Source organism: Cobetia sp. UIB-001, from assembly GCF_044789135.1.
Taxonomy (GTDB): Bacteria; Pseudomonadota; Gammaproteobacteria; order Pseudomonadales; family Halomonadaceae; genus Cobetia; species Cobetia amphilecti.
The window spans coordinates 19,905-42,041 of the sequence record NZ_CP058244.1; the positions used below are offsets into that span (position 1 = coordinate 19,905).

Consider the following 22,137-nt stretch of genomic DNA (forward strand, 5'->3'; position numbering starts at 1 on the left):
AAGAGTGGAACGGAGCGGGCGCCTACCCTTGATAGGCGCTGCGGATGCGGGCCAGGCACGCCGCATGATGTGTCGGGGTGAAGCGGGCCAACGAACGGCCCAGGCGGGAGAGATTGCTCTCGCGCCAGCGTGCATCCGTGGGAGCCTCGGCATGCAGCTGGCAGCGATCGAGATCGATCACGTAGACGCGTTCGCTTTCATCGATCAGCAGGTTGCGTGCGTTGAGATCGACATGCTCAAGCCCGGCGTCATGTACGGCGCGAATGGCGTGGCCTGTCGCGTCGAGCAGGCGAAGCAGAGCCTCGGGCAGCTCGGCCCCGGCAGGCAGGTGCTGTGCTTCGAGGGCGATCAGGTCATCGGCGAAGGCGCGTGCGCCGGGAATCAGCACCGTGATCAGGGCGGCCTCGTAGGTCAGACCATGCCGCCACACGCAGGCACCGACGGGCTCTGGCACCGGCAGCCCCTGGCGATATAGGCGCTCCGTCAGGCGCAGTTCAGCGAAGGCGCGGGTGCGCTCAAGGCCGGTGTAGAGGTAGCGCTGACTGGCGAGCTTCGCGATCAGGCCGCCGCGACGATAGGGGCGCAGTGCCCAGCGGCGAGCCGGTGTCGCGGTGGTATTGTCGGGTTGCAGTTCGGCGGGCAAACGACAGACATCAAGGAACAGACTCGCCCCACGCCCCGGCGCTTCGCCGGTCACGGCGTCGTGTTCACGCCAGAACGATGGCATGAACCAATCCGGCGTCATTTGTGGCGCTGTTTCGCCATCATATAGAATGTGGGCATTCTCATTTCGGAAAACTGCCATCCGCATGAAGCATCCTCTCCCTGCCCAGCCCGCACATATCTGCGTGCTCCGGCTCTCCGCTCTCGGCGATGTCTGCAATCTTGTGCCAACGGTACGCGCCTTGCAGCGTCAGTGGCCTGAGGCCCGCATTACCTGGATCGTCGGCAAGGGGGAGCACAGTTTACTGTCCGGCCTGACCGGGGTCGAGTTCGTGGTCTATGACAAGTCCACCGGTCTTGCGGGCATGCGCGCCATCTGGCGACAGCTCAAGGACACGCACTTCGATGTGCTGCTGCACATGCAGCAGGCACTGCGCGCCAGTGCGCTGTCGCTGGGTCTCAAGGCCAAGGTGCGCATCGGTTACGACCGTGCGCGCGCCAAGGACTGGCAGTACCTCTTTACTTCCCATCAGCTGGCCCCACGAGAGCGCGCCCACGTGCTGGAGTCGTTCATGGACTTCGCGCGTACGCTGGGTGTCGAGGACTGCCGCCTCGACTGGCGCCTCGATGTACCGCCCGAGGCCTACACCGAAGCCGCACGCGTCACCGGTGAGGCGCCGTATCTGATCATCAGTCCGTGTGCCAATCCGCGACTGCGCAACTTCCGCAACTGGTCGCCGGAAGGCTATGCGGCGGTCGTCGATCATGCCTGGCAGCAATATGGCATCCGCAGCGTGATGACCGGTGGCGGCAGCCCGCAGGAACGTGAAATGGGCGCGCGCATCAAGGCGCTGGTCAGCGAAGGCGCGGTCATCGATGCCATCGGTGGCACCTCGCTCAAGGGCCTGTTGGCGATGATCGATCGCGCCGTGGCGGTGATCGCGCCGGATTCCGGCCCGGTGCACATGGGCAATGCGCTCAACACCCCGGTGATCGGTCTGTACGCCACCACCAATCCCGAGCGTGCGGCGCCGTACTGCTGGCAGCATCTGGTGGTCAATCGCTATCCGGACGCCGTGAAGACCTATCTTCACAAGCAGATGGACGAGATCAACTGGGGCCAGCGCGTGCGCCATCAGGACGCCATGAGCCTGATTCGCGCCGAGGATGTCATCGCGCGCCTCGCTGAGCTGCTGGCGGACACCGATGGCGTCATTCGCGGCCAGAGCTGCGAACGTCTGCCGGTCGCGGCTGTCTCCTCTACGGATACCTCTTCTTCCCAATCCCCCTCTGCACGCGGAGACGCCTGATGAAGCTTGATCTGACTGCGCTTGAACAGGCTCGCCTGCTGGTCGTGGGTGATGTGATGCTCGACCGCTACTGGCACGGTGGCACCTCACGCATCTCGCCGGAAGCACCGGTACCGGTGGTACGAGTCGGCGAGAGCGAAGACCGCCCCGGCGGTGCCGCCAACGTCGCGCTCAACATCGCCTCGCTCGGCGCACATGCCACCCTCGCGGGTGTGGTCGGTGAGGATGACAACGCCGCCATCCTCACGCGCGCGCTGGAAAACGCCAATGTCATCACGCGCTTCCAGGCCAGTGACAGCGTGCCGACCATCACCAAGCTGCGCGTGATGAGCCGCAATCAGCAGCTGCTGCGCCTCGATTTCGAGGAGCCGCTGCACGAGGTGGATACCAGCGCGCTGGTGAGCCAGGTCGAGGCCGAGCTGGGCGCCAGTGGTGTGATGATTCTCTCCGACTACGGCAAGGGCTCGTTGAATCAGGTCGAGGCGCTGATCGCCGCCGCACGTGCGGCGGGCAAGCGTGTGCTGGTCGATCCCAAGGGCAGTGATTTCTCGCGCTATCGCGGCGCCAGCATCATCACCCCCAACCTGACCGAATTCGAGACCATCGTCGGGCCGTGCCGCAGCGATGAGGAACTGGCCGAGAAGGGCGAGGCACTGCGTGCCGAGCTCGAGCTGGAAGCCCTGCTGGTGACGCGCAGCGAGAAGGGCATGACCCTGATCCGCGAGGGCTATCAGCCGCTGCACCTGCCGACGCATGCGCGTGAGGTCTACGACGTCACCGGTGCCGGTGATACGGTGATCGGCGTGCTGGGTCTGGCGCTGGCGGCCGGTCACGCCTTCCCGGAAGCCGTGATGCTGGCCAACCTGGCCGCGGGTCTGGTGGTTGCCAAGCCGGGTACCGCGACCCTGTCGGTGGCGGAGCTCTACACCGCGCTGCACGGCGACAAGCTGGCAGAATTCGGCGTGATCCAGGAGTCCGCGCTCATCCCGGCAGTCAAGGCCGCCCAGGCACGCGGCGAGCGCGTGGTGATGACCAATGGCTGCTTCGACATCCTGCACGCCGGTCACGTGGCCTACCTGCAGGAAGCGGCGCGCCACGGTGATCGCCTGATCGTGGCCGTCAACGACGACGACTCGGTGGCACGCCTCAAGGGGCCGACACGCCCGATCAACCCGGTGCTGCGCCGCATGCAGGTGCTGGCGGGCCTCGGTGCGGTCGCCTGGGTGGTGCCCTTCAGCGAGGACACCCCGGCACGCCTGATCGAGGCCGTGCTGCCGGATGTGCTGGTCAAGGGCGGCGACTATCGTCCCGAAGAGATCGCCGGGGGAGAGGCGGTTATCGCCAATGGCGGTGAAGTCCGCGTGCTCGGTTTCGAGGACGGCGTCTCCACCACCGCGATGATCGCCACCATCCTCGATCGTGAGGACTAGGCGTGAGCCTTGCCCTTGGCCTCTACAGTACCGCACTGACCCTGCTGTCGCCCCTCATCTGGCAGCGGGTCTGGCGCGAGCACGATGCCCAGCACTCCCGCCTGGAGCGGCTGGGTATCATCCCCTCCACGCCGAGCACCACGCCCGACAGTGAGCGCCCCATCTGGCTGCACGCCGCCTCGCTGGGCGAGGTGGTGATGGTGGCGAGTCTCGTCGAGGCGCTGCGTCAGCGCTACCCACGGCGCCCGCTGGTGCTGACGACCATGACAGCCACCGGCGCTGCACAGGCCGCACGTCTGCTGCATACCCCGCAGGGCTCGCCCGGGCTGGCCCCGGCCCGTCACCATTACCTGCCGCTGGATTTCCCGCTGAGCGCGCGGCGCTTCGTGCGCCGGCTGCGTCCGGCGCTGGCGATCATGGTCGAAACCGAGCTGTGGCCCAACCTGATGGCCGCCTGCGCGCGGGAGGAGATTGCGCTGTGTGTCATCAATGGTCGCCTGTCACCGCGCGCCTTCCAGCGCTATCGCAGGATCGGCGCCCTGATGCGCGATAGCCTCGCTCACGTCAGTGGTCTGTCGGCCAAGTCGCAGCAGGATCTGGAGCGTTTCATGGCGCTTGGCCTGCCGCCAGCGCGTGGCACGGCCGTCGGCTCGCTCAAGTTCGAACTGGACATTGCTGAACAGGTCATTGCCGACGGCCAGGTGCTGCGCCAGTCATTCGCGCAGCGGCCGGTATGGATCGCCGCCTCGACGCATGACGGCGAGGATGGCCAGATACTCGCGGCGCATGCCGCGGTGCGTGACCAGCATCCTCAGGCCTTGCTGCTGTTGGTGCCGCGCCATCCACAACGCTTCGAGGCAGTGGCCGCTCAGGCGGCGCAGTGGTGTCAGGCGCGCGGCGAGAGCAGCCTGCGGCGCAGTGCCATGTCAGAGAGCGGCACCGAGGTGGCTGGCGCCGTCTCGGTGCTGGTCGGTGACAGTCTCGGGGAATTGCTGACGCTGTATGCGGCCACTGATATCGCCTTCATTGGCGGCAGCCTGGTGCCCATCGGCGGGCACAACCTGCTCGAGCCCGCTGCGTTGGGGCTGCCACTGCTGAGTGGCCCATCGCTGGACAACTTCAGCGAGATCGCCGAGGTGATGGCCGCAGAAGGCGCGCTCCAGGTCGTCGCGGATGACGCGGCATTGGCCGAAGCGGTGAATGCGCTGTTCTCGGATCAGGCCGCGCAGCAGATGGCAGGCCAGGCGGCCAGCCAGGTCGTGGAGCGCAATCGCGGCGCGCTGAGTGGCACCTTGGCGATGCTCGAGCACCACCTGCCGCTGTGACGTCCCCGCGCACGCAAAGTGTGCATTGACTGTCTGGTCAGACAGAAAACGCCGCACAATCGTGCGGCGTTTTCTGTTTGTCAGTGGTCTGGCGCTGCGAGTGGCCTGACTCTTTCCAGCAAGGCAATCGACAGGCTCAGCAATCGACAGCTCAGCAGTCGACAAGCTCGGCTGTCACGCCCATTTCTGCCTCCAGCGCCCCCAGACAATCACGTGCGGCGGGGCTGGCATTGCTGATCACCACATCAAAGTCACTCAGTGGGGCGATGAAGGCGGGGCGCACCATCTCGAACTTGCGCGCATCGACGATCAAGAAGCGCTGCATCGCGCTTTCCAGAGCGGCCTGCTTGGCCGCGACCTCATGAAAATGGAAGCAGCTGACGCCTCGCTCGGCATGCACTCCGCCCGCCGAGAGAAAGGCCTTGTTGATGCCGAGGCGGCGGATGGCCTCCGGCATGTCGGTGGCGGTGAATGACTGGGTGGCCGGGTGAAACAGCCCCCCCAGCATCACCAGCCGCACCCCGGGCAGATGGCCGACCGCATTGGCCACATTCAGGGCGCAGGTCACCAAGGTCAGCGTCTGCTGGCGGTCGATGGCGGCTGCCAGATGGACCAGCGTGGTGCCGCAATCCACATACAGGGTGTCGCCATCCTCGATATGACTGGCCAGCTGCTGGCACAGCGCTTGCTTGATCGGGGCGCTGGCGTCGATCTCGCGATCCAGGCGATAGACGCTGCCGGCGGATGAATCGACCAGCAACAGGCGGCCACCCAGAATTTCCAGCAGTCCGTTGCTGTGCGCCACGTCGCGACGAATGGTCATCTCCGAGACGGCGCATAGCTGTGCGGCGTCGCTCAGTTGCAGAGGGCTGCCTTCGCGCAGAATGGCCTGCAGGCGGTCGAGTCGGGCGGCGCTGTGATTGTTCATGCGGCTTTTGTCCTTTGGTGCCGGTTCCGATGAGGGAGCGTTGGCGAAAAACTGGGCTGAAGCGCCACGTCCCACGTCAGAAGCAGATGATAAACCACTGACACACAGGGAGAACCTCAAAAATGCCCCTGACATCGCCAGTCTGGCACTGGAAGACAAGTGGGCGTGAGGTAAAACGGACGTATTGACTATTTGGTCAGGCTGTGACTTTTTGAACATGGTGAGAATGCAGGATAACACTGCACGACGTTGAGAACGGGTCGTCGCAGCCCTGCACGCAGCACCCATAACAACCACAAGAACCCTCAGGATCTTCCCAATGAATCCCCTCATGAGTCTCGTCGGGATGGCTTCGCTCATCCTCATTGCCGTGGCGCTGTCGTCGAATCGACGCGCCATTCGCCTGCGCACCGTGGGTGGTGCCTTTGCCATCCAGCTGGCCATCGGCGCCTTCGTGCTCTACACCTCCTTCGGTCAGGGAGTGCTGGCCGGTGTCTCCGGTGCCGTCAGTCAGGTGGTCAACTATGCCGATCAGGGCATCAACTTCCTGTTTGGCAGCCTGGCCAATCCGGGCAGTGGTGTCGGCTTCATCTTCGCGGTCAAGGTGTTGCCGATCATCATCTTCTTCTCGTCGCTGATCGCGGTGCTCTACTACCTCGGCATCATGCAGTGGGTGATTCGCCTGCTGGGCGGCGGCCTGCAGCGTGTGCTGGGCACGTCGCGTACCGAGTCGCTCTCGGCCACGGCCAACATCTTCGTCGGTCAGACCGAGGCGCCGCTGGTGGTCAAGCCGTATCTGGCCAGCATGACGCGCTCCGAGCTGTTCGCCGTGATGTGCGGTGGCCTGGCCTCCGTCGCCGGCTCGGTGCTGGGCGGCTATGCGGCGCTGGGCATTCCGATGGAGTACCTGGTGGCGGCATCATTCATGGCAGCGCCCGGCGGGCTGCTGTTCGCCAAGCTGCTGTTCCCGGAGACGGAGAAGCCGGACGACTCGATCGCACTCGCCGATGCCGCCCTCAAGGATGATGATGCGCCCTCCAATGTGCTGGACGCTGCGGCCTCCGGTGCGTCTTCCGGCCTCAAGCTGGCGGCCAATGTCGGGGCGATGCTGCTGGCCTTCATCGCGCTGATCGGCCTGATCAACGGCATTCTCGGCGGCGTGGGTGGCTGGTTCGGCATGGACACGCTGAGTCTCGACATGATTCTCGGCTGGTTGTTCGCGCCGCTGGCCTTCCTGCTGGGCGTGCCGTGGAGCGAGGCGACCCTGGCGGGTTCCTTCATCGGCCAGAAGCTGGTGGTGAACGAGTTCGTCGCCTACATCAATCTGGCGCCCTACCTCAGCGGTGACAGCATCGTCGCGGCCACCGGCGCGGTGATGACGCCCTACACCATGGCAGTGCTGTCGTTCGCGCTGTGTGGCTTCGCCAATCTGTCGTCGATCGCCATCCTGCTGGGGGGGCTGGGCAGCCTGGCACCGACACGCCGTCATGAGATCGCAAGCCTGGGGCTCAAGGCGGTACTCGCCGGCACGCTGTCCAACCTGATGTCGGCGGCGATTGCCGGTTTCTTCCTGGCGCTGGCGGCCTGATGCATTCCTCGCTCTCCGCTCGGTCAGTCGACGGGAGCCATCCTGCCGGCATGCGCCGGGCGGCAAGCGAGGAAACATCGGGATGTCAGCTCGGGGAAGCCGGGAGTGGCAAGGTGCCAGGCGAGAGTGTGAAAAGGTTCACATTGTCGTCGAAGGCACGTTGATCACCCCCGAAATGTCGCTCTGTCGTTTTTGCGAGGAAGTGCTAACATCGCCGCCTTTCCAGACTGGGCCCCGTGCGAGTTTCACTCCCGCGCCTTCGTCGGACTTCATAGCGACAAGACCCGCTCAGCGGGCAAGACCACAAGAATTCGAACAGTCTCATCATTCAGGACAGGATCGTTACGCGATGACCATGCTCAAGACCCTCGCGGCCAGCACTCTGGCTGCCACCACGCTGCTGACCGCTGCAGCACCGGCGCAGGCTACTGACTTCAATGGCGATATCCACGCCAATGATTACAAGTGGCTGACCTTCAACCTGATGCGCAGTGAAGACAACCGCCTGCCGTTCCGCAACAGCGAAGATACCTACTTGGAGATGGAGTTCGGCGGCCGCTCGGGCATCGTCGATCTCTACGGGTATGTCGACTTCTTCGACCTGCTGGACGACAGTTCCGATGACCTGAACGACGGCGACAACTTCTTTGCCAAGCTGGCGCCGCGCTTCTCGCTGGACGCCATGACCGGTTACGACCTGTCGTTCGGCCCGGTGGATGAGCTCTACATCGCCACCGTCACCAACATCGGTGACAACGGCGCATTCGGCGGTCTGTGGGAGCACTACGTCGGCCTGGGCAGCGATGTGCAGGTGCCGTGGTTCGGCAAGATGGGCTTCAACCTCTACGCGCGTTACGTGCGTGAGAACTACGGCGGCGAAGACGAGAGCAAGTGGGACGGCTACATGGCCTCCACCAACTGGTTCAAGCCGTTCGTCAACTTCGATGATGGCAGCTTCATCGCCTATCAGGGCTACCTGGACTACAAGTTCGATGCCGACGAAGTGGGCAGCCAGGCGGGCCGCAGCGTCAACAGCATGGAGTGGTTCAACGGCATCTACTACCACACCCAGCGCTATGCGATCGGCTATGGCCTGAAGTACTACAACAACATGGCGTTCTTCACCGATGGCTCCACTGCCACCGGCGTTCGCCAGGACACCACCGGCTTCGGCAACTACTTCAGCATCAACTACAAGTTCTGATCACCGCTTCGCTCTCGCTGAGCGACCGGCGCTAAAACAGAAACGGGAAGCCCCTCAGGGCTTCCCGTTTTTCGTTTGGCTGCTGTGGCATCTGACACCTGGAATCCGGCATCCGGCATCTGATGATCAGCGGAACTCCACCTCGGTGACTTCCACGCGCACCAGCTGGCGTGACCACTCACCCTCCGGCAGCGAGACGCGTACCTCGCGGCTATCGCGTGTCTGGCCGGGGCGCAGGTAGGTCTGGGGCAGGCGATATTCCCCGACCCACAGTGGCACCTCACGCGTCGCGAGCAGATGGCCATCATCGGCATACAGGCGCAGTCTGGCCTGCACGCCGATGACACTCTGGCCGGCCGTGTTGTCGAGACTGAACTGCAGAAGCGCCTCGTCATCCTCTTCGCTCACCAAGGACAGACGCGCGACCAGACCATCGCGGTGGCCTTCACTCAACAGCCGCGGATTGGCCAGCGCGCTGCTGTTGAGGCGTGACGCGCTGTCAGGCGCTGCGTTGCTGGCACCGGCTGATGGTGAGGTCGAGTCGCCAGCCGGAGCGACCGCCGCCGTCACCGGCACGGCCGTCGAGGTCGGCACCAGCGCGCTGCCAGCGCCAGTTTCCACGGACGGCCGTGTGGCCGGGGCGGAAGCGGCCTGCACCTCATCCAGCTGATATTCCCAGCTGTGGTCCGGCTTGAGCAGGATCTTGACGCCACTGTCGAGCGTCACGGTGACTGGCTGGCTGATCGGCAGGCTATCGGCCAGCGCCAGCGGACTTGCGCTGGCTGCCAGCAGCAGTGCGGTCGCCAGGCGCAGTCGTGGGCGCAGATTCATCGTCATGCCAGCTCCTCAGGCAGTGATGCGTTCGACGCCACTTTCGCGTCCCACCAGCAGCACATCGGCCCCACGTGCCGCGAACAGACCGTTGGTGACAACACCGACGATGGCATTGATGCGCGCTTCCATGGCGATCGGGTCCTCGATCAGGAAGTTGTAGCAGTCGAGGATGCGGTTGCCGTTGTCGGTCAGCACGCCATCGCGGTAGACCGGGTCGGCGCCCAGCTTGACCAGCTCACGCGCGACATAGGAGCGCGCCATCGGGATGACCTCCACCGGCAGCGGGAAGCCGCCGAGAATATCCACCTGCTTGGAGCCATCGGCGATGCACACGAAGCGCTCGGCGCAGGCCGCGACGATCTTCTCGCGGGTCAGCGCGGCGCCGCCGCCCTTGATCATCGCCAGGCGCGGGTCGATCTCGTCGGCACCATCCACGTAGACCGGCACGGTGCCGACATGGTTGAGTTCGAAGACGTCGATGCCATGGCCCTTGAGGCGCTCGGCAGTGGCTTCGGAGCTGGCGACGGCGCCGGCGAAGTCGTGGCGCACTTCCGCCAGCGCATCGATGAACAGATTGGCTGTCGAGCCGGTGCCGACGCCGATGATGGTGTCGCGGCTCAGCAGTGGGCGAATCTCGTCAAGGGCGGCGCGGGCCACGGCCTGCTTCAGCTCATCCTGGGTCATGTGATACCTCGGGTCGGTGGGGCGGTGGTGAAAGTGGGCATTGGCGCGGTCTTCCCTACGTGGCCAGCAGTTTACCGCCGACAGGCACTGGAAAACGGCTTGACGTGAAGCGCAACGCCGGAAAACGCCACATTATAACGGCAAACCCGGCGATGGCGCTGGACGCTCTCGCCAGCGGTCTGATAACAATGGGGGTTCGGTCGCGCTCATGCGGCCCGCGCTGTGACACATCAGGACATTCCTATAATGCTCGAACATTACGTCAAGAAAATCCTGTCGGCTCGTGTCTACGAAGCCGCCCATGAAACTCCGCTCTCGCCGGCACCCTTGTTGTCGCGTCGTTTCGGCAATCACATCTTCATCAAGCGTGAAGACCTGCAGCCTGTCTATTCCTTCAAGATTCGCGGCGCCTACAACAAGATGGCCCAGCTGACGGATGAACAGAAGGCGTGTGGCGTGATTGCGGCCTCGGCCGGCAATCATGCGCAGGGCCTGGCGATGGCGGCCAAGCTGATGGGCGTCAAGGCAGTGATCGTGATGCCGCGCATTACGCCGGAAATCAAGGTGCAGGCCGTGCGCGAGCGCGGCGCGCGGGTGATTCTCAAGGGCGACGCCTTCCCCGAGGCGCTGGCCCACGCGCGTACCCTGATGGATGAGCACGGCTATACCTTCATCCCGCCCTATGACGACCCGGATGTCATTGCCGGTCAGGGCACCGTCGGCATGGAAATCCTGCGTCAGCACCCCGGCAAGATCGATGCGATCTTCGTGCCGGTCGGGGGTGGTGGCCTGATCGCCGGTGTCGCGGCCTACGTGAAGTACCTGCGCCCCGAGATCCGCGTCATCGGGGTCGAGGCGGAAGATGCCGCCTGCCTCAAGGCGGCCATGGAAGCCGGCGAACGCGTGGTGCTGGACCAGGTCGGCGTGTTCGCCGAGGGCGTGGCGGTCGCGCAGATCGGCGCGGCACCGTTCGAGCTCATCCAGCACACCGTCGATGAGGTCATCACCGTCAATACCGACGAGATGTGTGCAGCGGTCAAGGATATCTTCGAGGATACGCGCGCCGTCTCCGAAACCAGTGGCGCACTGTCACTGGCTGGCCTCAAGAAATACGTCCAGCAGTCAGGCGCGGAAGGGGAGACGCTGGTGTGCATCAACTCCGGCGCCAACACCAACTTCGATCGCCTGCAGCACATTGCCGAGCGCACCGAGCTGGGTGAGCAGCGTGAGGCGATTCTGGCCGTGACGCTGCCGGAGCGCCCGGGGGCCTACAAGCAGTTCTGCAAGGTGATCGGCAAGCGCATGGTCACCGAGTTCAACTATCGCTATGCCAACCCGGAGGAAGCGCATGTCTTCGTCGGCGTGCAGGTCAAGCCGGGCGGTGAAGACCGCGCCGCTGTGGTCGATAAGCTGCGTGAGGCGGGCTATGCGGTGGAAGACCTGACCGACAACGAACTGGCCAAGCTGCACACGCGTCATCTGGTCGGTGGGCGCACGACCAGCGATCTCGAGGAAGAGGTCTATCGTTTCGAGTTCCCGGAGCGCCCGGGCGCCCTGATGAATTTCCTCACCCACCTGCCGGCGGACTGGAACATCTCGCTGTTCCACTACCGAAACCACGGCGCGTCGCATGGGCGGGTGTTGATCGGCATGCAGATCCCCAATGGCGACCGCGCGCGGGTCGAGGAATATTTCAATGAGATCGGCTATCGCTTCTGGAAAGAGAGCGATAATCCCGCCTACCGCCTGTTTCTGTCCTGAGCGAGGCAAGCGATGGGGCGATGATGGCTATATGAGTCATTGGCGTTGAAGGCGGCGAGCTGAGGCGCAGCTCATCATGTTTCATTGGTCATATTCGTGGAAGGAAAAGCCCCGGCCTTCGCGTGGAAGGTCGGGGCTTTTTCATGCGTATCCGGCGGGCATGCCGCAGGAAATTCCACATTTCATGCCGAGCGCGAAAAAGAACGGTGTTTTTGACGAAAACCCTTGTCGGCTGGGGCGACCAGACATCAAAAGCTGCGTGGAAAAGCGTCCATTCAAACGATTGCATGGTGATTGTCATACAGAAGTCAGATGCCTATCATCTGGTCACTGTCAGGAAGACAGTCATCGACAACCGTCACGCGAAAGCCACTGACGATATAAGAAGAAGCCCGCTCTCATGAAACGTAAGCCCGATCTGGTCATGGCCCTGGTATTCATCTTCGGGATTGGTGTAGTGGCAACCGGCTACGCCCAGACCGTAATGGGTTCCTGAATCCTGCGCTGCTGCCCTCACCGGCGGTAGCGGTGCTGCTGGCGTCAGTCTCTCTGGCGCCACGCACCCATGCCATGACCCTCCTGCCAGGCTTTCCAGCGTTTCTGCTCCCGGCTTTCCAGCTCCCCGACTCCCCCCCTCAGCTTGACCCCTCGTCTGGCTTCACTGCGTTGCTGCTTCGCCTCCTCACAGATAGCCCCTTTCTGCCTGCTTTCACCCTCGACATCTCGCGGTCGTGCCATCGTTCTCGTTATAAAGCCTGTCGCCTCATTCGGCACGGGCAGGACGCACGACTTCGCGATCACTGACGATGGCGTCCAGCGGGACATCCCAAGGCTGTTCCGGCAGGGCGGGGACCTTCTGACAGTGATGGGCGAGACCGATCAACAGTGGCCGTGGGCCGGGACGGCGGGTAAAGGCGAAGCTGCGATCATAGAAGCCGCCGCCCATGCCGATGCGCGCCCCGCGCCCATCGAAGCCGACCAGCGGCATCAAGACGACATCCAGCGCCCAGGCAGGCAGGCGCCGCGCCCTGGAAGCACCGTGACGGGTGTCCGGTTCTGCGATGCCGAAGCGATTGCTGACCAGGGGTGTCTGATCGTCATAGCGCACGAACCATAGCGAATTGGCCGCGAACGGACGCAGTACCGGCAGATAGACCTTCGCCCCCCGTCGCTGCAGCCAATCGCACAGACGCGTGGCATCGATCTCGCCATCGTAGGGCAGATACAGGGCGACGTGGCGGGCGCGCAACAGTTCCGGCAGCCGTTTCAGCTGACGCAGGAGCGCATCTTCGGCTTGCAGACGAATGGCAGGGGGTAGCTGACGGCGGCGTTGACGCAGCAGACGGCGAAGCGCACGGCGGTCGGCCTGAGGGTGATCGAGCTCGCTGGGCAGCGCCCAGAGCGTGGTATCGAGTGCTGCAGAAGAGAGTGGCGAGCGTGGGCTCGCGGGTGCGGCATAGACCGCGGGGGGCTTGCGCATGCCTGACAATCTCCGTCAGACAGGGTTCTCCAAGGTGCCGGTGTTACCGGGGGCCCTTGAACCCAGCGGTTCAAGGTGGGTAGTCCCGCGCAGCGCATCAGGCGTTCCGACGCACGGACATGCACACAGCACTGCGCAGTGGACTCCCTGGGAATAGCTTATAAGCTCGAGGGACATCGGCAACTGTCGTACACCCCAGAGAACTCATCCAGTCTACCAAACCCCGCCTGCCTGCCCAAGGGCTAATCCTGTCGGGAACAATCTGTTGCCTGAATGTATCAGTTGTTTGATTCTGAAGCGTTTTTACGCTCAGCAGCGCGCGCCTTCGCCTGATCGGCATAGTCGGCTGGCAGCTGACTGAGCGCGGCATCCAGTTGACGGTCCAGCGCGGTGAGGCGAGTCTCGAAGTCGCGCTGCAGGGCGCGCTCGCTGTCACGGCTGTTGATCAACTCATGCGAGATATTGAGCGCTGCCATCAGGGCGACCTTGTCGGCGCTGATGGTGTTGCCGCGCTGCTGGATGCCTTGCATGGCGAGATCCAGATAAGCCGCCGCACGGGTCAGGCCATCTTCCTCGCCGGGCTGACAGCTGACGGTATAGCTGCGGCCGAGCAGGCTGATCTCGGTGGTATTGCGTGGGGTGGCGGAATCGCTCATGTAGATCCTCTCGGGCCTTGTCCGGCGTCATCCAGATTGATGCCGACGTCCTGCTGTCAGTGCGTCACCGTCGCAGTCAGGACGGCAAGCCAGAAGGAGGGCCAGTGCGGTAAGATGGGGGCATTCTCGAGCCACTATAGAGAGCCGCTTCTGGAGGGTCAACGCGCCGCGCGGCGCGGCTGCCTTGTGCTGCAGCACATCCTTCAGATGCCATTCTCCCGCTACAGAACCACTTCTCACTGACTCAATGGGGCCGCATCATGGCGATCATCAACGATACCTTCGACTTCTCGCTCGTCGCAGACCACTTTCTGGCTCACGGCAGCCTCAACAATCCCTCCTTCCTCGATGGTCAGCTGGTAGCCGCACTGGCGCTGGATGACATCAGTGCCGAGGATTGGCTGGCGCGCGTCTGCGCCTCGCTGGGGGTCGAGCAACCGGCCACGCGTGAAGCCGGTGAAGTCTTCCTCACCTGGCGCACGCGCAATCAGGAGCGTCTGGCCGCCAGCGAGATGAGCTTCGAGCCGCTGCTGCCGGATGACATGTTCTCGCTGGCCGAACGTGGTCAGAGCCTGCGCGAATGGACGCTAGGCTTCCAGGAAGAGCTGGCCGGTGCCGATGACGATGTCCGCAGTGGCTGGAGTCAGGCGCTCAAGGATGCGCTGAGCGATGTCGAAGCCATCTCGAGCGGCCTCGCCAATGCCAAAGATCTCGACGACGACAACGCCGAGGACGAGGCCGATCTGTTCGCGCTGGCTGACCATGTGCGCATGGCGGCCTTGCTGCTTTACACCGAGCAGCACCCGGGCAACCCGGACGTCGAGAAGCCCAGCGATGACCAGCTGCCGGAAGGCGGTCTCGAGGGCAGCCTCGGCGTCAGCTCGCGTACCGATACCCACTGAAACGATGGTCACCCACCGCTTGCGCCGCGTCTGACGCAAGGCTGGTACAAGAGGGCGGGTGACCCCATCTACAGCATCACGCCTGTTTGTCACTCGAACGCGCCATGCCCGGCGGGTTCTCGACGGAGATTGCCATGACTGCCCCAGCCATCCTGCCCGCACCTGCTGCCCTGACGGCAGAGGATTTTCGTGCACGCCGCCAGCGCCTGATCGCGCAGCTGCCGCAGGGGGCTGCCGCATTGGTGGTCTCGTCGGGCCTGGCCCAGCGCAACCGCGACAGTGAATACAGCTTCCGTCAGAACAGCGACTTCCACTATCTGACCGGCTGGCCGGAACCCGAGGCCGCCTTGCTGTTGCTGCCCGGGCGCGCCGAAGGGGAGAGCGTGCTGTTCTGTCAGGAGAAGGACCCGCTGGCCGAAGCCTGGACCGGCATCCGCATCGGCGCCGAAGGTGCCGTCAACACGGCAGGCTTCGATCAGGCCTTCACCAATGAGGCCCGTGATGAGGTGATGGCCAGCCTGCTGGATGGCCGCGAGCGTCTCTACGTGCTGTTCGAGGATGATGAAGCCCTGGCGCTGGCTCAAGCGCTGCGCGATGAGCTGGCCGCCGCGGTGCGTCGCGGGGCACGGCCGCCGGCCGCCTTCGAGGATCTCGCGCCGCTGCTGCATGAGCAGCGCTTGATCAAGGATGAGCGTGAACTGGCACTGATGCGCCACGCCGCCGAGATTTCCGCGCGCGCGCATGTGCGTGCGATGCAGATCAGCCGTCCCGGCCTGCACGAGTATCATCTGCAGGCCGAGATCGAGCATGAATTCCAGTGGCAGGGCGCGCCGGCTCCGGCCTACACCAGCATCGTCGGGGCGGGTGTGAATGCCTGTGTGCTGCACTACATCGAGAATCGCGCGCCGCTGGAGGATGGTCAGCTGGTGCTGATCGATGCCGGCGCCGAGTACGCCCTGTATGCCGGCGACATCACGCGTACCTTCCCGGTCAATGGCCGCTTCAGTGAGCCGCAGCGCCGTCTGTACGAGATCGTGCTCAAGGCGCAGGAGCGCGCGGTGGCCGCCGTGGTGCCGGGTGCAACGTTGGTGGGCATTCACCAACAGGTCGTGCATGACCTGACCACGGGGCTGGTCGAGCTGGGCCTGTTGCAGGGCGAGGTCGAGGAATTGATCAGCAGCGATGCCTACCGTCGCTTCTATCTGCACTCCACCTCGCACTGGCTGGGGCTGGATGTGCACGATGTTGGCAGCTATCGCGAAGCGGGTGAGCCGCGTCCGCTGGTGCCGGGCATGGTGCTGACCATCGAGCCGGGCCTCTACATTCCGCAGGACGGCGACATTCCCCTTGAGTATCGCGGGATCGGCATTCGCATCGAGGACGACGTCGCGGTTACTGCCGCGGGCCACGAGGTGTTGAGTCATGGCGTGCCCAAGTCCGTCGAGGCCATCGAGGCGCTGATGCGCGCGGAGGCCTGACGCCATGAGCGAGCCTGAAGCCATGAGCGGGCGTGATGCCGAACACTTCGACATCGTGATCATCGGCGGCGGCCTGGTGGGCGCCAGCCTGGCCTGTGCGCTGGCGCCGCTGATGGAACGTGTGGCCGACGAGAAGGGCCGTGAGGCCGCAGCGTTGCGTGTCGTCGTGATCGAGGCCAATGAGCTGCCCGCGGCGTCAGCAGATGCCCAGCGCTTCCAGCCCAGTTTCGATGCACGTGCCAGCGCCATCGCGGCGGGTTCACGCCAGCGGTTCACCGCCTTCGGGGTCTGGGAGGCGATGTGCGAGCACGCCACGCCGATTCGTACCATCCATGTCAGTGAGCGCGGCCACCTGGGCGCGACACGCATGCGGGCCTCCGAACTCGAGGTAGCCGCGCTCGGCCACGTGATTCCCAATGCCTGGATGGGTCAGGTGCTGCATCGCCAGCTGGCTGGGCTGCCGCTGGCCTGGTATTGCCCGGCGCGCGTGGCAGAAATCGCTGTCACGGCGCAAGGCCATCGCCTCACGCTGGAGGATGGTCGTCTGATCGAGGCTGAGCTGACCGTGCTGGCGGATGGCGGTCGCTCCGGACTCAAGGAGCGCCTCGGTATCCACAGTGCGGCGCAGGACTATGAGCAGCATGCCTTGATCGCCACGGTGGAGATGAGCCAGCCTCACCAGGGAGTCGCCTACGAGCGCTTCACCAGCGAAGGCCCGATGGCGCTGCTGCCGCTGGCCGGCAAGCGCATGGAGCTGGTGTGGACGCGCTCGCCCGCTGACACGGAAAGCCTGATGACGCTGCCCGACAGCGACTTCCTGCAGGCGCTGCAGCGCGCCTTCGGTGAACGCGCCGGCCGCTTTCGCCGCGTCGGGCAACGCCACGCCTATCCGCTGTCGTTGGTGCGTGCCAGCGAAGGCACGCGCCCCGGCCTTGCGGTGCTCGGCAACGCCGCCCACGCCCTGCACCCGGTGGCAGGGCAGGGCTTCAATCTGGCACTGCGCGGCGTGACCGATCTGGTCGCGGCCATCGAGGCGGGCCTGACGCGTGGCGAGTCGCCGGGGGCCACCAGTGTGCTGAGTGACTTCGAGGAGCGGCGCGGCGCGGATCGCGACAATGTGGTGCTGTTCAGCGATGGCTTGATCCGCCTGTTCGGGGTCGAGAGTCGCTGGCTGGGGCATGCACGGGCAGCGGGCCTGATCGGGCTCAATCTGGTCTCGCCGCTCAAGCGCCTGTTGGCCAGACGCTCGATGGGCATTGAGCGCTGAGATTGGTAGGCACTCACTGACTTGGCTCGTGGGTAGAGCCTCGCAGGCAGGGCGTCACTGACAGGGCCTCACTGACAGCGCCTTGGTGTCGAGCCACGCGACGGGGCTTCGAAATCAGGGCACGAGATTGGTCTTCGAGATCAGGCCACGAGACAGAACTACGAGACAGAACTTCGAGACAGGGAGCAGGCATGAAGGACGGTCGATCAGCAGGTAGCGCACATGACGCCGATGTCGCCATCGTCGGTGCCGGTATCGTCGGTGCCACCCTGGCACTGCTGCTGGGGCAGGCGGGACTGCGGGTCATGCTGGTCGAGGGGCGTGAGTCCGCGACCCGCTGGCAGCCAGATAGCGCCCCCGAGCCACGGGTGAGTGCATTGACGCCGGTCTCTCAGCAGCTGTTGAGCGGTCTGGGTGTGTGGCCGACGATCGCCGCCAGTCGCCTGATGCCCTATACCGGCATGCAGGTGTGGGACGCGGAGGGCAATGGCGAGATCCAGTTCAGCGCCGAGGACAGCGGTGTGCCGGTGCTGGGGCATATCGTCGAGAACCGGGTCACGCTCGCCGCGCTGGAGCAGGCCATCGATGCCTGCCCGGCGATCACGCGCTGCTTCGGGGCGCGTGTGGCAGGCATGGCACTGCCACGCTCGGGCGCTACATCGGTAGTGAATGCTTATCAACTCGATGAGGCGGAAGCGACCAGCCTGACGCTGACCGATGGCCGGACAGTCACCGCGGCGCTGGTGGTCGCGGCGGATGGTGCGCGTTCACGGCTGCGCGAGCTGGCCGGGATCGCCACGCGGGAGCACGACACCGGCCAGGTCGCGCTGGTGGCCACGGTGCGCAGCGAACTCGCGCATCAGGCCGTCGCGCGTCAGCGCTTCCTGCCGACCGGGCCGCTGGCCTTCCTGCCACTGGCCGTCAATGACGCCCTGGCTCAGCCGGCCGAGGGAGCCTCGGCCGCAGAACGGCATTGCTCCATCGTGTGGTCGACTACGCCAGAAGAGGCTGAGCGTCTGCTGGCACTGTCAGCGGCGGCATTCTGTAGTGAGCTGGAAGACGCCTTTGAAGGTCAGCTGGGCGCCATCGAATGGGCGAGCGAGCGCTTCAGTTTCCCGCTGCATCAGCGCCACGCCGAAGACTATGTGCTGCCGGGGCTGGCGCTGGTGGGGGATGCTGCGCATGCCATTCATCCGCTGGCAGGCCAGGGCGTCAATCTGGGCTTGATGGATGTGGCGGTGTTGGCAGACGAGCTGCTGGCAGGACATCGCCGCGGGGTGGCGCTTGGCGACGAGCGCTGGCTGGCGCGCTATCGCCGCCGGCGTCGCAGCGACAATGCCATGATGCTCAAGATGATGGATGGCTTCCGGCTGTTGTTCGGCAGCCGTCAGCCGGGCGTGCGTCTGCTGCGCAACTTCGGGCTTGGTTTCGTCGACGGCCAGGGCGAGTTGAAGCGTATCCTGATGCGTCAGGCGATGGGGCAGCGGGGTGAGTTGCCCGCCAGCTGCAAGCCGTAACAAGAGTGAAGTTGGTGTAATTCCTGCGCCATCGGGTATGTGAGCGCCTACTATCATCGCTTGGGCACAGGTGGTCACAGGATGGCCGACCGCTGTCACACATACCGCTATATGCCTCCATGCAAGTGCGCATGTCATGCCCCCTGCAACGACAAGGCCCCGCCAGATGGCGGGGCCTTGTCGTTGTGGCCTGATGATCTGGCGATTATGGCGTGATGCTTACTCGTCGCTTGTGGGCACGGTGGCCTTGAGTGCCGCACTGCGCCCCAGCACGTTCATGCCCTTGAGCAGATTGAGCGCCTCACCCAGCTGGTAGTCGCTTTCCGCCACCACCGGGCTGTCGGGCGCCTTGCTGCTGGCGGACTCGCTGGCGGCGTTGGCATTGTCGAGGCGCCCGTCGAGATCTGCCTCGCGCACACTGAAGTCACGTCGCGTGTCGCGCTCGAGGCGGCCTCGCACGACCTCGACATCCGGGCGAATGCCCTCGGCCTGGATCGAACGGCCGCTGGGCGTGAAGTAGAGCGCGGTGGTCAGCTTGAGCCCATCGCCATTGCCCAGCGGCATCACCGTCTGGACCGAGCCCTTGCCGAAGCTGTCGGTGCCCATGATGATGGCGCGGTGTTGATCCTGCAGCGCGCCGGACACGATTTCCGCGGCCGAGGCCGTGCCGCCATTGATCAGCACCACCAGCGGGGTGTCGCCCGCCGGGGTATCGGGCTTGGCCGAGAAGGACAGCTCGCTGTCGGGCAGGCGGCCTTCGGTGTAGACGATGCGGCCGCTGGACAGGAACAGGTCACTGATCTCGACGGCGGCCGAGAGAAGCCCGCCGGGGTTGTTGCGCAGATCCAGCACCAGCCCCTTGAGCGGCTCGCCATCGTTGTCTTCCCGCAGTCTGGAAAGCGCCGTGTGGGCCTCGTCACCGGTCGCGCTCTGGAACTGGCTGATGCGCAGATAGCCATAGCCCGGGTCCAGCAGGCGCTGACTGACGCTGCTGCTCTTGATTATGGCGCGTTCCAGCACCACTTCGCGCGGCATGTCGGCGCCCTCGGACAGAATCAGCAGCCGAATGCGAGAGCCGGCCTCACCGCGCATCAACTTGACCGATTCCGACATCGACAGGCCGTCCAGCGGCGTATTGTCGATCTTGAGGATGACGTCTCGCGGCTGCAGGCCCGCGCGCGCCGCCGGGGTGTCGTCGATGGGGGCGATGACGGTCAGCTGGCCATCGTCGCCGGTGCCGACCTCGATACCGATGCCGCCAAACTCGCCATCGGTATTCTCGCGCAGGTCCTGCCAGTCTTCCTGATCCAGATAGGCGGAGTGCGGGTCCAGCCCTTCGAGCATGCCGCGCATGGCATTCTTGAGCAGCGTGCGGTCATCGACCTGATCGACGTAGGTGCGCTTGATGCGCTCGAAGACCTCGGCGAAGGTGCGCAGCTCATCCAGCGGCAGGTCCGTGCCCTGACGGGCATCCTGAGCGCTGTCGGATGGTGAGATGACATCTTCTGCACTGGCCGGCAGTCCGCCGCCCAGCAGGGCAAGGCTCAGCGGCACGCTGACCGCCAGCTGACGCAGGCGGCGCGGGGCAGGACGGAACGGCGACATTGCAGACATGCGATTTCCTTCTCGACGGATACTGACTCGACTGGTACCGAAATGCGCTGAGCGCCGGGGCCGGATGTCGAGGCATGGCAGGGGGGAACACCGCCCAGCATGCTCGCAGTCACAGGCTACTGCGAGCATATCCCGCGCGAGTGCCTGGCGACTAGCCCGCCGGGTAGCGGTGGCATTCAGCGCTGACTGACAACCAGACGCTGCGCGAGGTGCCGCTGCCAGGCACTTCAGCGGCGCGAGAGCCAGCGACTCGGGTCTGTCGGCTGACCGCTGCGGCGCACTTCGAAATAGAGCGCCGGGCCATCACGCCCGCCGCTGCTGCCGACGCTGCCCAGCTGCTGGCCACGTGACAGGCTGTCGCCCGGGCCCACGCTGAAGCTTGCCAGGTGGGCGTAGAGCGTCAGCACGTTGTCACCGTGATCGAGTATCAGCAGGTTGCCATAGCCGCGCATCCAGTCAGCGAAGACCACGCGACCGGCGTGCGGCGCCGTGACGGCGGTGCCCTGTGTCGCGCGAATTAGCACGCCATCACGGTTGACGCCCTCGCCACGCCCATAGGCGGAGATCACCTTGCCCGGTGCCGGCCAGTCCATCTTGCCCATCGCACGCGTGATGCGGGTCTTGGGTGGCGGCGCACTCTTGATCGACTTGAGGCGCTTCTCGAGGGTCTGGATCAGCTGGTTGGCATGCGCGCGGTCCTGGTCCAGTTCGGCGATCTTCGCCTCATGACTGGCATAGCGCGCATCCAGCTTGCGCAGCAGGGCGGCGCGTTCATTCTGTTGCGCGATCAGCTGACTGGCCTGCCGCTTGAGTCCTGCCTGCACGTCATCCAGGCGTGCCTGGCGGGCCAGCAGCTGTGCGCGGGTGTCGGCCAGTGACTGGTTCAGCTCGGCCAGGCGCTCCAGCGCCGCACGCCGTGATTCGCTCAGATGGTTCAGATAGACCTGCAGGCGCTCAAGACGTGCGGGATCATCCTGGTTGAGCAGCAATTTCAGTTCAGGCTGACGACCAAGGCGATAGAGGGCGGCCATCTCTTCAGCCACCGCCGCCTTCTGGGCCGTCTGCTGCTGACTGAGGGCTTCACGCTTGCGCGTCAGTGCCACCAGCTGCTGCTTGATGTCATCGCGCTCATCCTCGAGCTTGCCGGTTTGCTGGCGCGTGGCATTGAGTTGGCGCTCGATCTTCTCCAGCCCGTTGCGGGTGTCGCTGCGCCGCGCTGCCGTGGCCTTGAGCTCGCCCTGCATCGCCTGGATCTCGCGCTTGAGGCGCTTGAGGTCTTCCTGGGAGGCCTGCTTCTTCTGGGTCAGGGTGGCGGTGTCGTCAGCGGCCAGCGCGGTGGTCGCCACCACGGGGCCGAGTGCCAGCGGGGCGAGGCTCAGCAGCCAGGCAGACAGCACAACGCCGGAGACTCGGCTCCGGCGCTTGAATATTCGGGGGCGGTCGCCCAGCCCTAGCGGCTTGCTCGGGCTGGGCGAGAGGCACGACGCACCGAAGGG

At 64.8% G+C, this 22,137-nt stretch carries 18 protein-coding genes and 1 other RNA gene; 10 read left to right on the forward strand and 9 right to left on the reverse strand.

Annotation, left to right across the window (positions count from 1 at the left end; translation table 11 throughout):
- Positions 1–22 precede the first annotated feature (22 nt).
- On the reverse strand, positions 23–811 hold the full coding sequence (locus HA399_RS00080) for a 3-deoxy-D-manno-octulosonic acid kinase (RefSeq protein WP_404325628.1): 789 nt from the start codon (positions 809–811) through the stop codon (positions 23–25).
- Here HA399_RS00080 and HA399_RS00085 point away from each other — a divergent pair.
- From HA399_RS00085 to waaA, 3 genes are read left to right on the forward strand one after another with little or no spacing between them, the layout of a single operon-like run.
- Entirely contained in the window at positions 810–1,973 is a 1,164-nt protein-coding gene (locus HA399_RS00085; protein ID WP_153635005.1) for a glycosyltransferase family 9 protein, read from the forward strand. The genes HA399_RS00080 and HA399_RS00085 overlap by 2 nt on opposite strands.
- A complete protein-coding gene (gene hldE, locus HA399_RS00090; RefSeq protein ID WP_043331637.1) occupies positions 1,973–3,403 on the forward strand; it encodes a bifunctional D-glycero-beta-D-manno-heptose-7-phosphate kinase/D-glycero-beta-D-manno-heptose 1-phosphate adenylyltransferase HldE in 1,431 nt (476 codons plus the stop codon). Before HA399_RS00085 ends, hldE begins: the two co-directional genes overlap by 1 nt.
- Positions 3,404–3,405: 2 nt before the next feature.
- On the forward strand, positions 3,406–4,728 hold the full coding sequence (waaA, locus tag HA399_RS00095) for a lipid IV(A) 3-deoxy-D-manno-octulosonic acid transferase (protein WP_404325629.1): 1,323 nt from the start codon (positions 3,406–3,408) through the stop codon (positions 4,726–4,728).
- Positions 4,729–4,879: 151 nt separating this feature from the next.
- On the opposite strand, the gene HA399_RS00100 is transcribed toward waaA, so the two are convergent.
- A complete protein-coding gene (locus HA399_RS00100) occupies positions 4,880–5,656 on the reverse strand; it encodes a DeoR/GlpR family DNA-binding transcription regulator (protein ID WP_054556386.1) in 777 nt (258 codons plus the stop codon).
- A 319-nt stretch (positions 5,657–5,975) separates the two neighbouring features.
- Between HA399_RS00100 and HA399_RS00105 the strand changes: the two genes are divergently transcribed.
- Both HA399_RS00105 and HA399_RS00110 read left to right on the forward strand, forming a co-directional pair.
- Positions 5,976–7,244, forward strand: a complete 1,269-nt coding sequence (locus tag HA399_RS00105; RefSeq protein WP_043331634.1) for a NupC/NupG family nucleoside CNT transporter — start codon at positions 5,976–5,978, stop codon at positions 7,242–7,244.
- A 349-nt stretch (positions 7,245–7,593) separates the two neighbouring features.
- The gene (locus HA399_RS00110) at positions 7,594–8,448 is read left to right on the forward strand and encodes an outer membrane protein OmpK (RefSeq protein WP_082388693.1); all 855 of its coding nucleotides are present in this window, start codon (positions 7,594–7,596) and stop codon (positions 8,446–8,448) included.
- A gap of 126 nt (positions 8,449–8,574) precedes the next feature.
- On the opposite strand, the gene HA399_RS00115 is transcribed toward HA399_RS00110, so the two are convergent.
- Positions 8,575–9,285, reverse strand: a complete 711-nt coding sequence (locus HA399_RS00115) for a DUF3157 family protein (protein WP_404325631.1) — start codon at positions 9,283–9,285, stop codon at positions 8,575–8,577.
- Positions 9,286–9,294: 9 nt separating this feature from the next.
- Positions 9,295–9,966, reverse strand: a complete 672-nt coding sequence (rpiA, locus tag HA399_RS00120; protein ID WP_054556388.1) for a ribose-5-phosphate isomerase RpiA — start codon at positions 9,964–9,966, stop codon at positions 9,295–9,297.
- Positions 9,967–10,203: 237 nt separating this feature from the next.
- Here rpiA and ilvA point away from each other — a divergent pair, with 237 nt between their 5' ends.
- Positions 10,204–11,727 (forward strand): threonine ammonia-lyase, biosynthetic, encoded by a 1,524-nt coding sequence (ilvA, locus tag HA399_RS00125; RefSeq protein WP_404327000.1) that lies wholly within the window; start codon positions 10,204–10,206, stop codon positions 11,725–11,727.
- Between the two features lie 763 nt (positions 11,728–12,490).
- On the opposite strand, the gene HA399_RS00130 is transcribed toward ilvA, so the two are convergent.
- The 3 genes from HA399_RS00130 to HA399_RS00140 form a co-directional block, all read right to left on the reverse strand.
- Complete coding sequence (locus tag HA399_RS00130) at positions 12,491–13,207, reverse strand: 5-formyltetrahydrofolate cyclo-ligase (protein WP_404325633.1); 717 nt, start codon at positions 13,205–13,207, stop codon at positions 12,491–12,493.
- Positions 13,208–13,229: 22 nt separating this feature from the next.
- Positions 13,230–13,412, reverse strand: a non-coding RNA gene (gene ssrS, locus HA399_RS00135) — 6S RNA.
- Between the two features lie 73 nt (positions 13,413–13,485).
- Positions 13,486–13,863 (reverse strand): cell division protein ZapA, encoded by a 378-nt coding sequence (locus HA399_RS00140; RefSeq protein WP_064503224.1) that lies wholly within the window; start codon positions 13,861–13,863, stop codon positions 13,486–13,488.
- Positions 13,864–14,123: 260 nt separating this feature from the next.
- Here HA399_RS00140 and HA399_RS00145 point away from each other — a divergent pair, with 260 nt between their 5' ends.
- The 4 genes from HA399_RS00145 (at position 14,124) to HA399_RS00160 (ending at position 19,027) form a co-directional block, all read left to right on the forward strand.
- Positions 14,124–14,765 carry a UPF0149 family protein gene (locus HA399_RS00145; protein WP_404325634.1) on the forward strand — a complete coding sequence of 214 codons (642 nt, stop codon included), beginning with the start codon at positions 14,124–14,126 and terminating at the stop codon, positions 14,763–14,765.
- A 134-nt stretch (positions 14,766–14,899) separates the two neighbouring features.
- Positions 14,900–16,243: a Xaa-Pro aminopeptidase gene (gene pepP, locus HA399_RS00150; protein WP_404325635.1), complete on the forward strand. Its 1,344-nt coding sequence runs from the start codon at positions 14,900–14,902 to the stop codon at positions 16,241–16,243.
- 4 nt (positions 16,244–16,247) lie between these two features.
- Positions 16,248–17,510, forward strand: coding sequence for a 2-octaprenyl-6-methoxyphenyl hydroxylase (gene ubiH, locus HA399_RS00155; RefSeq protein WP_404325636.1), 1,263 nt, complete (start codon positions 16,248–16,250; stop codon positions 17,508–17,510).
- Between the two features lie 191 nt (positions 17,511–17,701).
- Positions 17,702–19,027 carry a UbiH/UbiF/VisC/COQ6 family ubiquinone biosynthesis hydroxylase gene (locus tag HA399_RS00160; RefSeq protein ID WP_404325638.1) on the forward strand — a complete coding sequence of 442 codons (1,326 nt, stop codon included), beginning with the start codon at positions 17,702–17,704 and terminating at the stop codon, positions 19,025–19,027.
- Positions 19,028–19,246: 219 nt separating this feature from the next.
- On the opposite strand, the gene HA399_RS00165 is transcribed toward HA399_RS00160, so the two are convergent.
- Positions 19,247–20,632 (reverse strand): S41 family peptidase, encoded by a 1,386-nt coding sequence (locus HA399_RS00165; protein ID WP_404326866.1) that lies wholly within the window; start codon positions 20,630–20,632, stop codon positions 19,247–19,249.
- 236 nt (positions 20,633–20,868) lie between these two features.
- Positions 20,869–22,038: a murein hydrolase activator EnvC family protein gene (locus HA399_RS00170; protein WP_404325640.1), complete on the reverse strand. Its 1,170-nt coding sequence runs from the start codon at positions 22,036–22,038 to the stop codon at positions 20,869–20,871.
- Between the last annotated feature and the right edge of the window lie 99 nt (positions 22,039–22,137).

Bases quoted from the DNA above. Each gene is read 5' to 3' on its own strand.
- HA399_RS00085 (WP_153635005.1), top strand. From the start codon at position 810: ATGAAGCATCCTCTCCCTGCCCAGCCCGCACATATCTGCGTGCTCCGG.
- HA399_RS00080 (WP_404325628.1), bottom strand. From the start codon at position 811: ATGCGGATGGCAGTTTTCCGAAATGAGAATGCCCACATTCTATATGAT.
- hldE (WP_043331637.1), top strand. From the start codon at position 1,973: ATGAAGCTTGATCTGACTGCGCTTGAACAGGCTCGCCTGCTGGTCGTG.
- HA399_RS00100 (WP_054556386.1), bottom strand. From the start codon at position 5,656: ATGAACAATCACAGCGCCGCCCGACTCGACCGCCTGCAGGCCATTCTG.
- HA399_RS00105 (WP_043331634.1), top strand. From the start codon at position 5,976: ATGAATCCCCTCATGAGTCTCGTCGGGATGGCTTCGCTCATCCTCATT.
- HA399_RS00110 (WP_082388693.1), top strand. From the start codon at position 7,594: ATGACCATGCTCAAGACCCTCGCGGCCAGCACTCTGGCTGCCACCACG.
- HA399_RS00115 (WP_404325631.1), bottom strand. From the start codon at position 9,285: ATGACGATGAATCTGCGCCCACGACTGCGCCTGGCGACCGCACTGCTG.
- rpiA (WP_054556388.1), bottom strand. From the start codon at position 9,966: ATGACCCAGGATGAGCTGAAGCAGGCCGTGGCCCGCGCCGCCCTTGAC.
- HA399_RS00130 (WP_404325633.1), bottom strand. From the start codon at position 13,207: ATGCGCAAGCCCCCCGCGGTCTATGCCGCACCCGCGAGCCCACGCTCG.
- HA399_RS00140 (WP_064503224.1), bottom strand. From the start codon at position 13,863: ATGAGCGATTCCGCCACCCCACGCAATACCACCGAGATCAGCCTGCTC.
- HA399_RS00145 (WP_404325634.1), top strand. From the start codon at position 14,124: ATGGCGATCATCAACGATACCTTCGACTTCTCGCTCGTCGCAGACCAC.
- pepP (WP_404325635.1), top strand. From the start codon at position 14,900: ATGACTGCCCCAGCCATCCTGCCCGCACCTGCTGCCCTGACGGCAGAG.
- ubiH (WP_404325636.1), top strand. From the start codon at position 16,248: ATGAGCGAGCCTGAAGCCATGAGCGGGCGTGATGCCGAACACTTCGAC.
- HA399_RS00160 (WP_404325638.1), top strand. From the start codon at position 17,702: ATGAAGGACGGTCGATCAGCAGGTAGCGCACATGACGCCGATGTCGCC.
- HA399_RS00165 (WP_404326866.1), bottom strand. From the start codon at position 20,632: ATGTCGCCGTTCCGTCCTGCCCCGCGCCGCCTGCGTCAGCTGGCGGTC.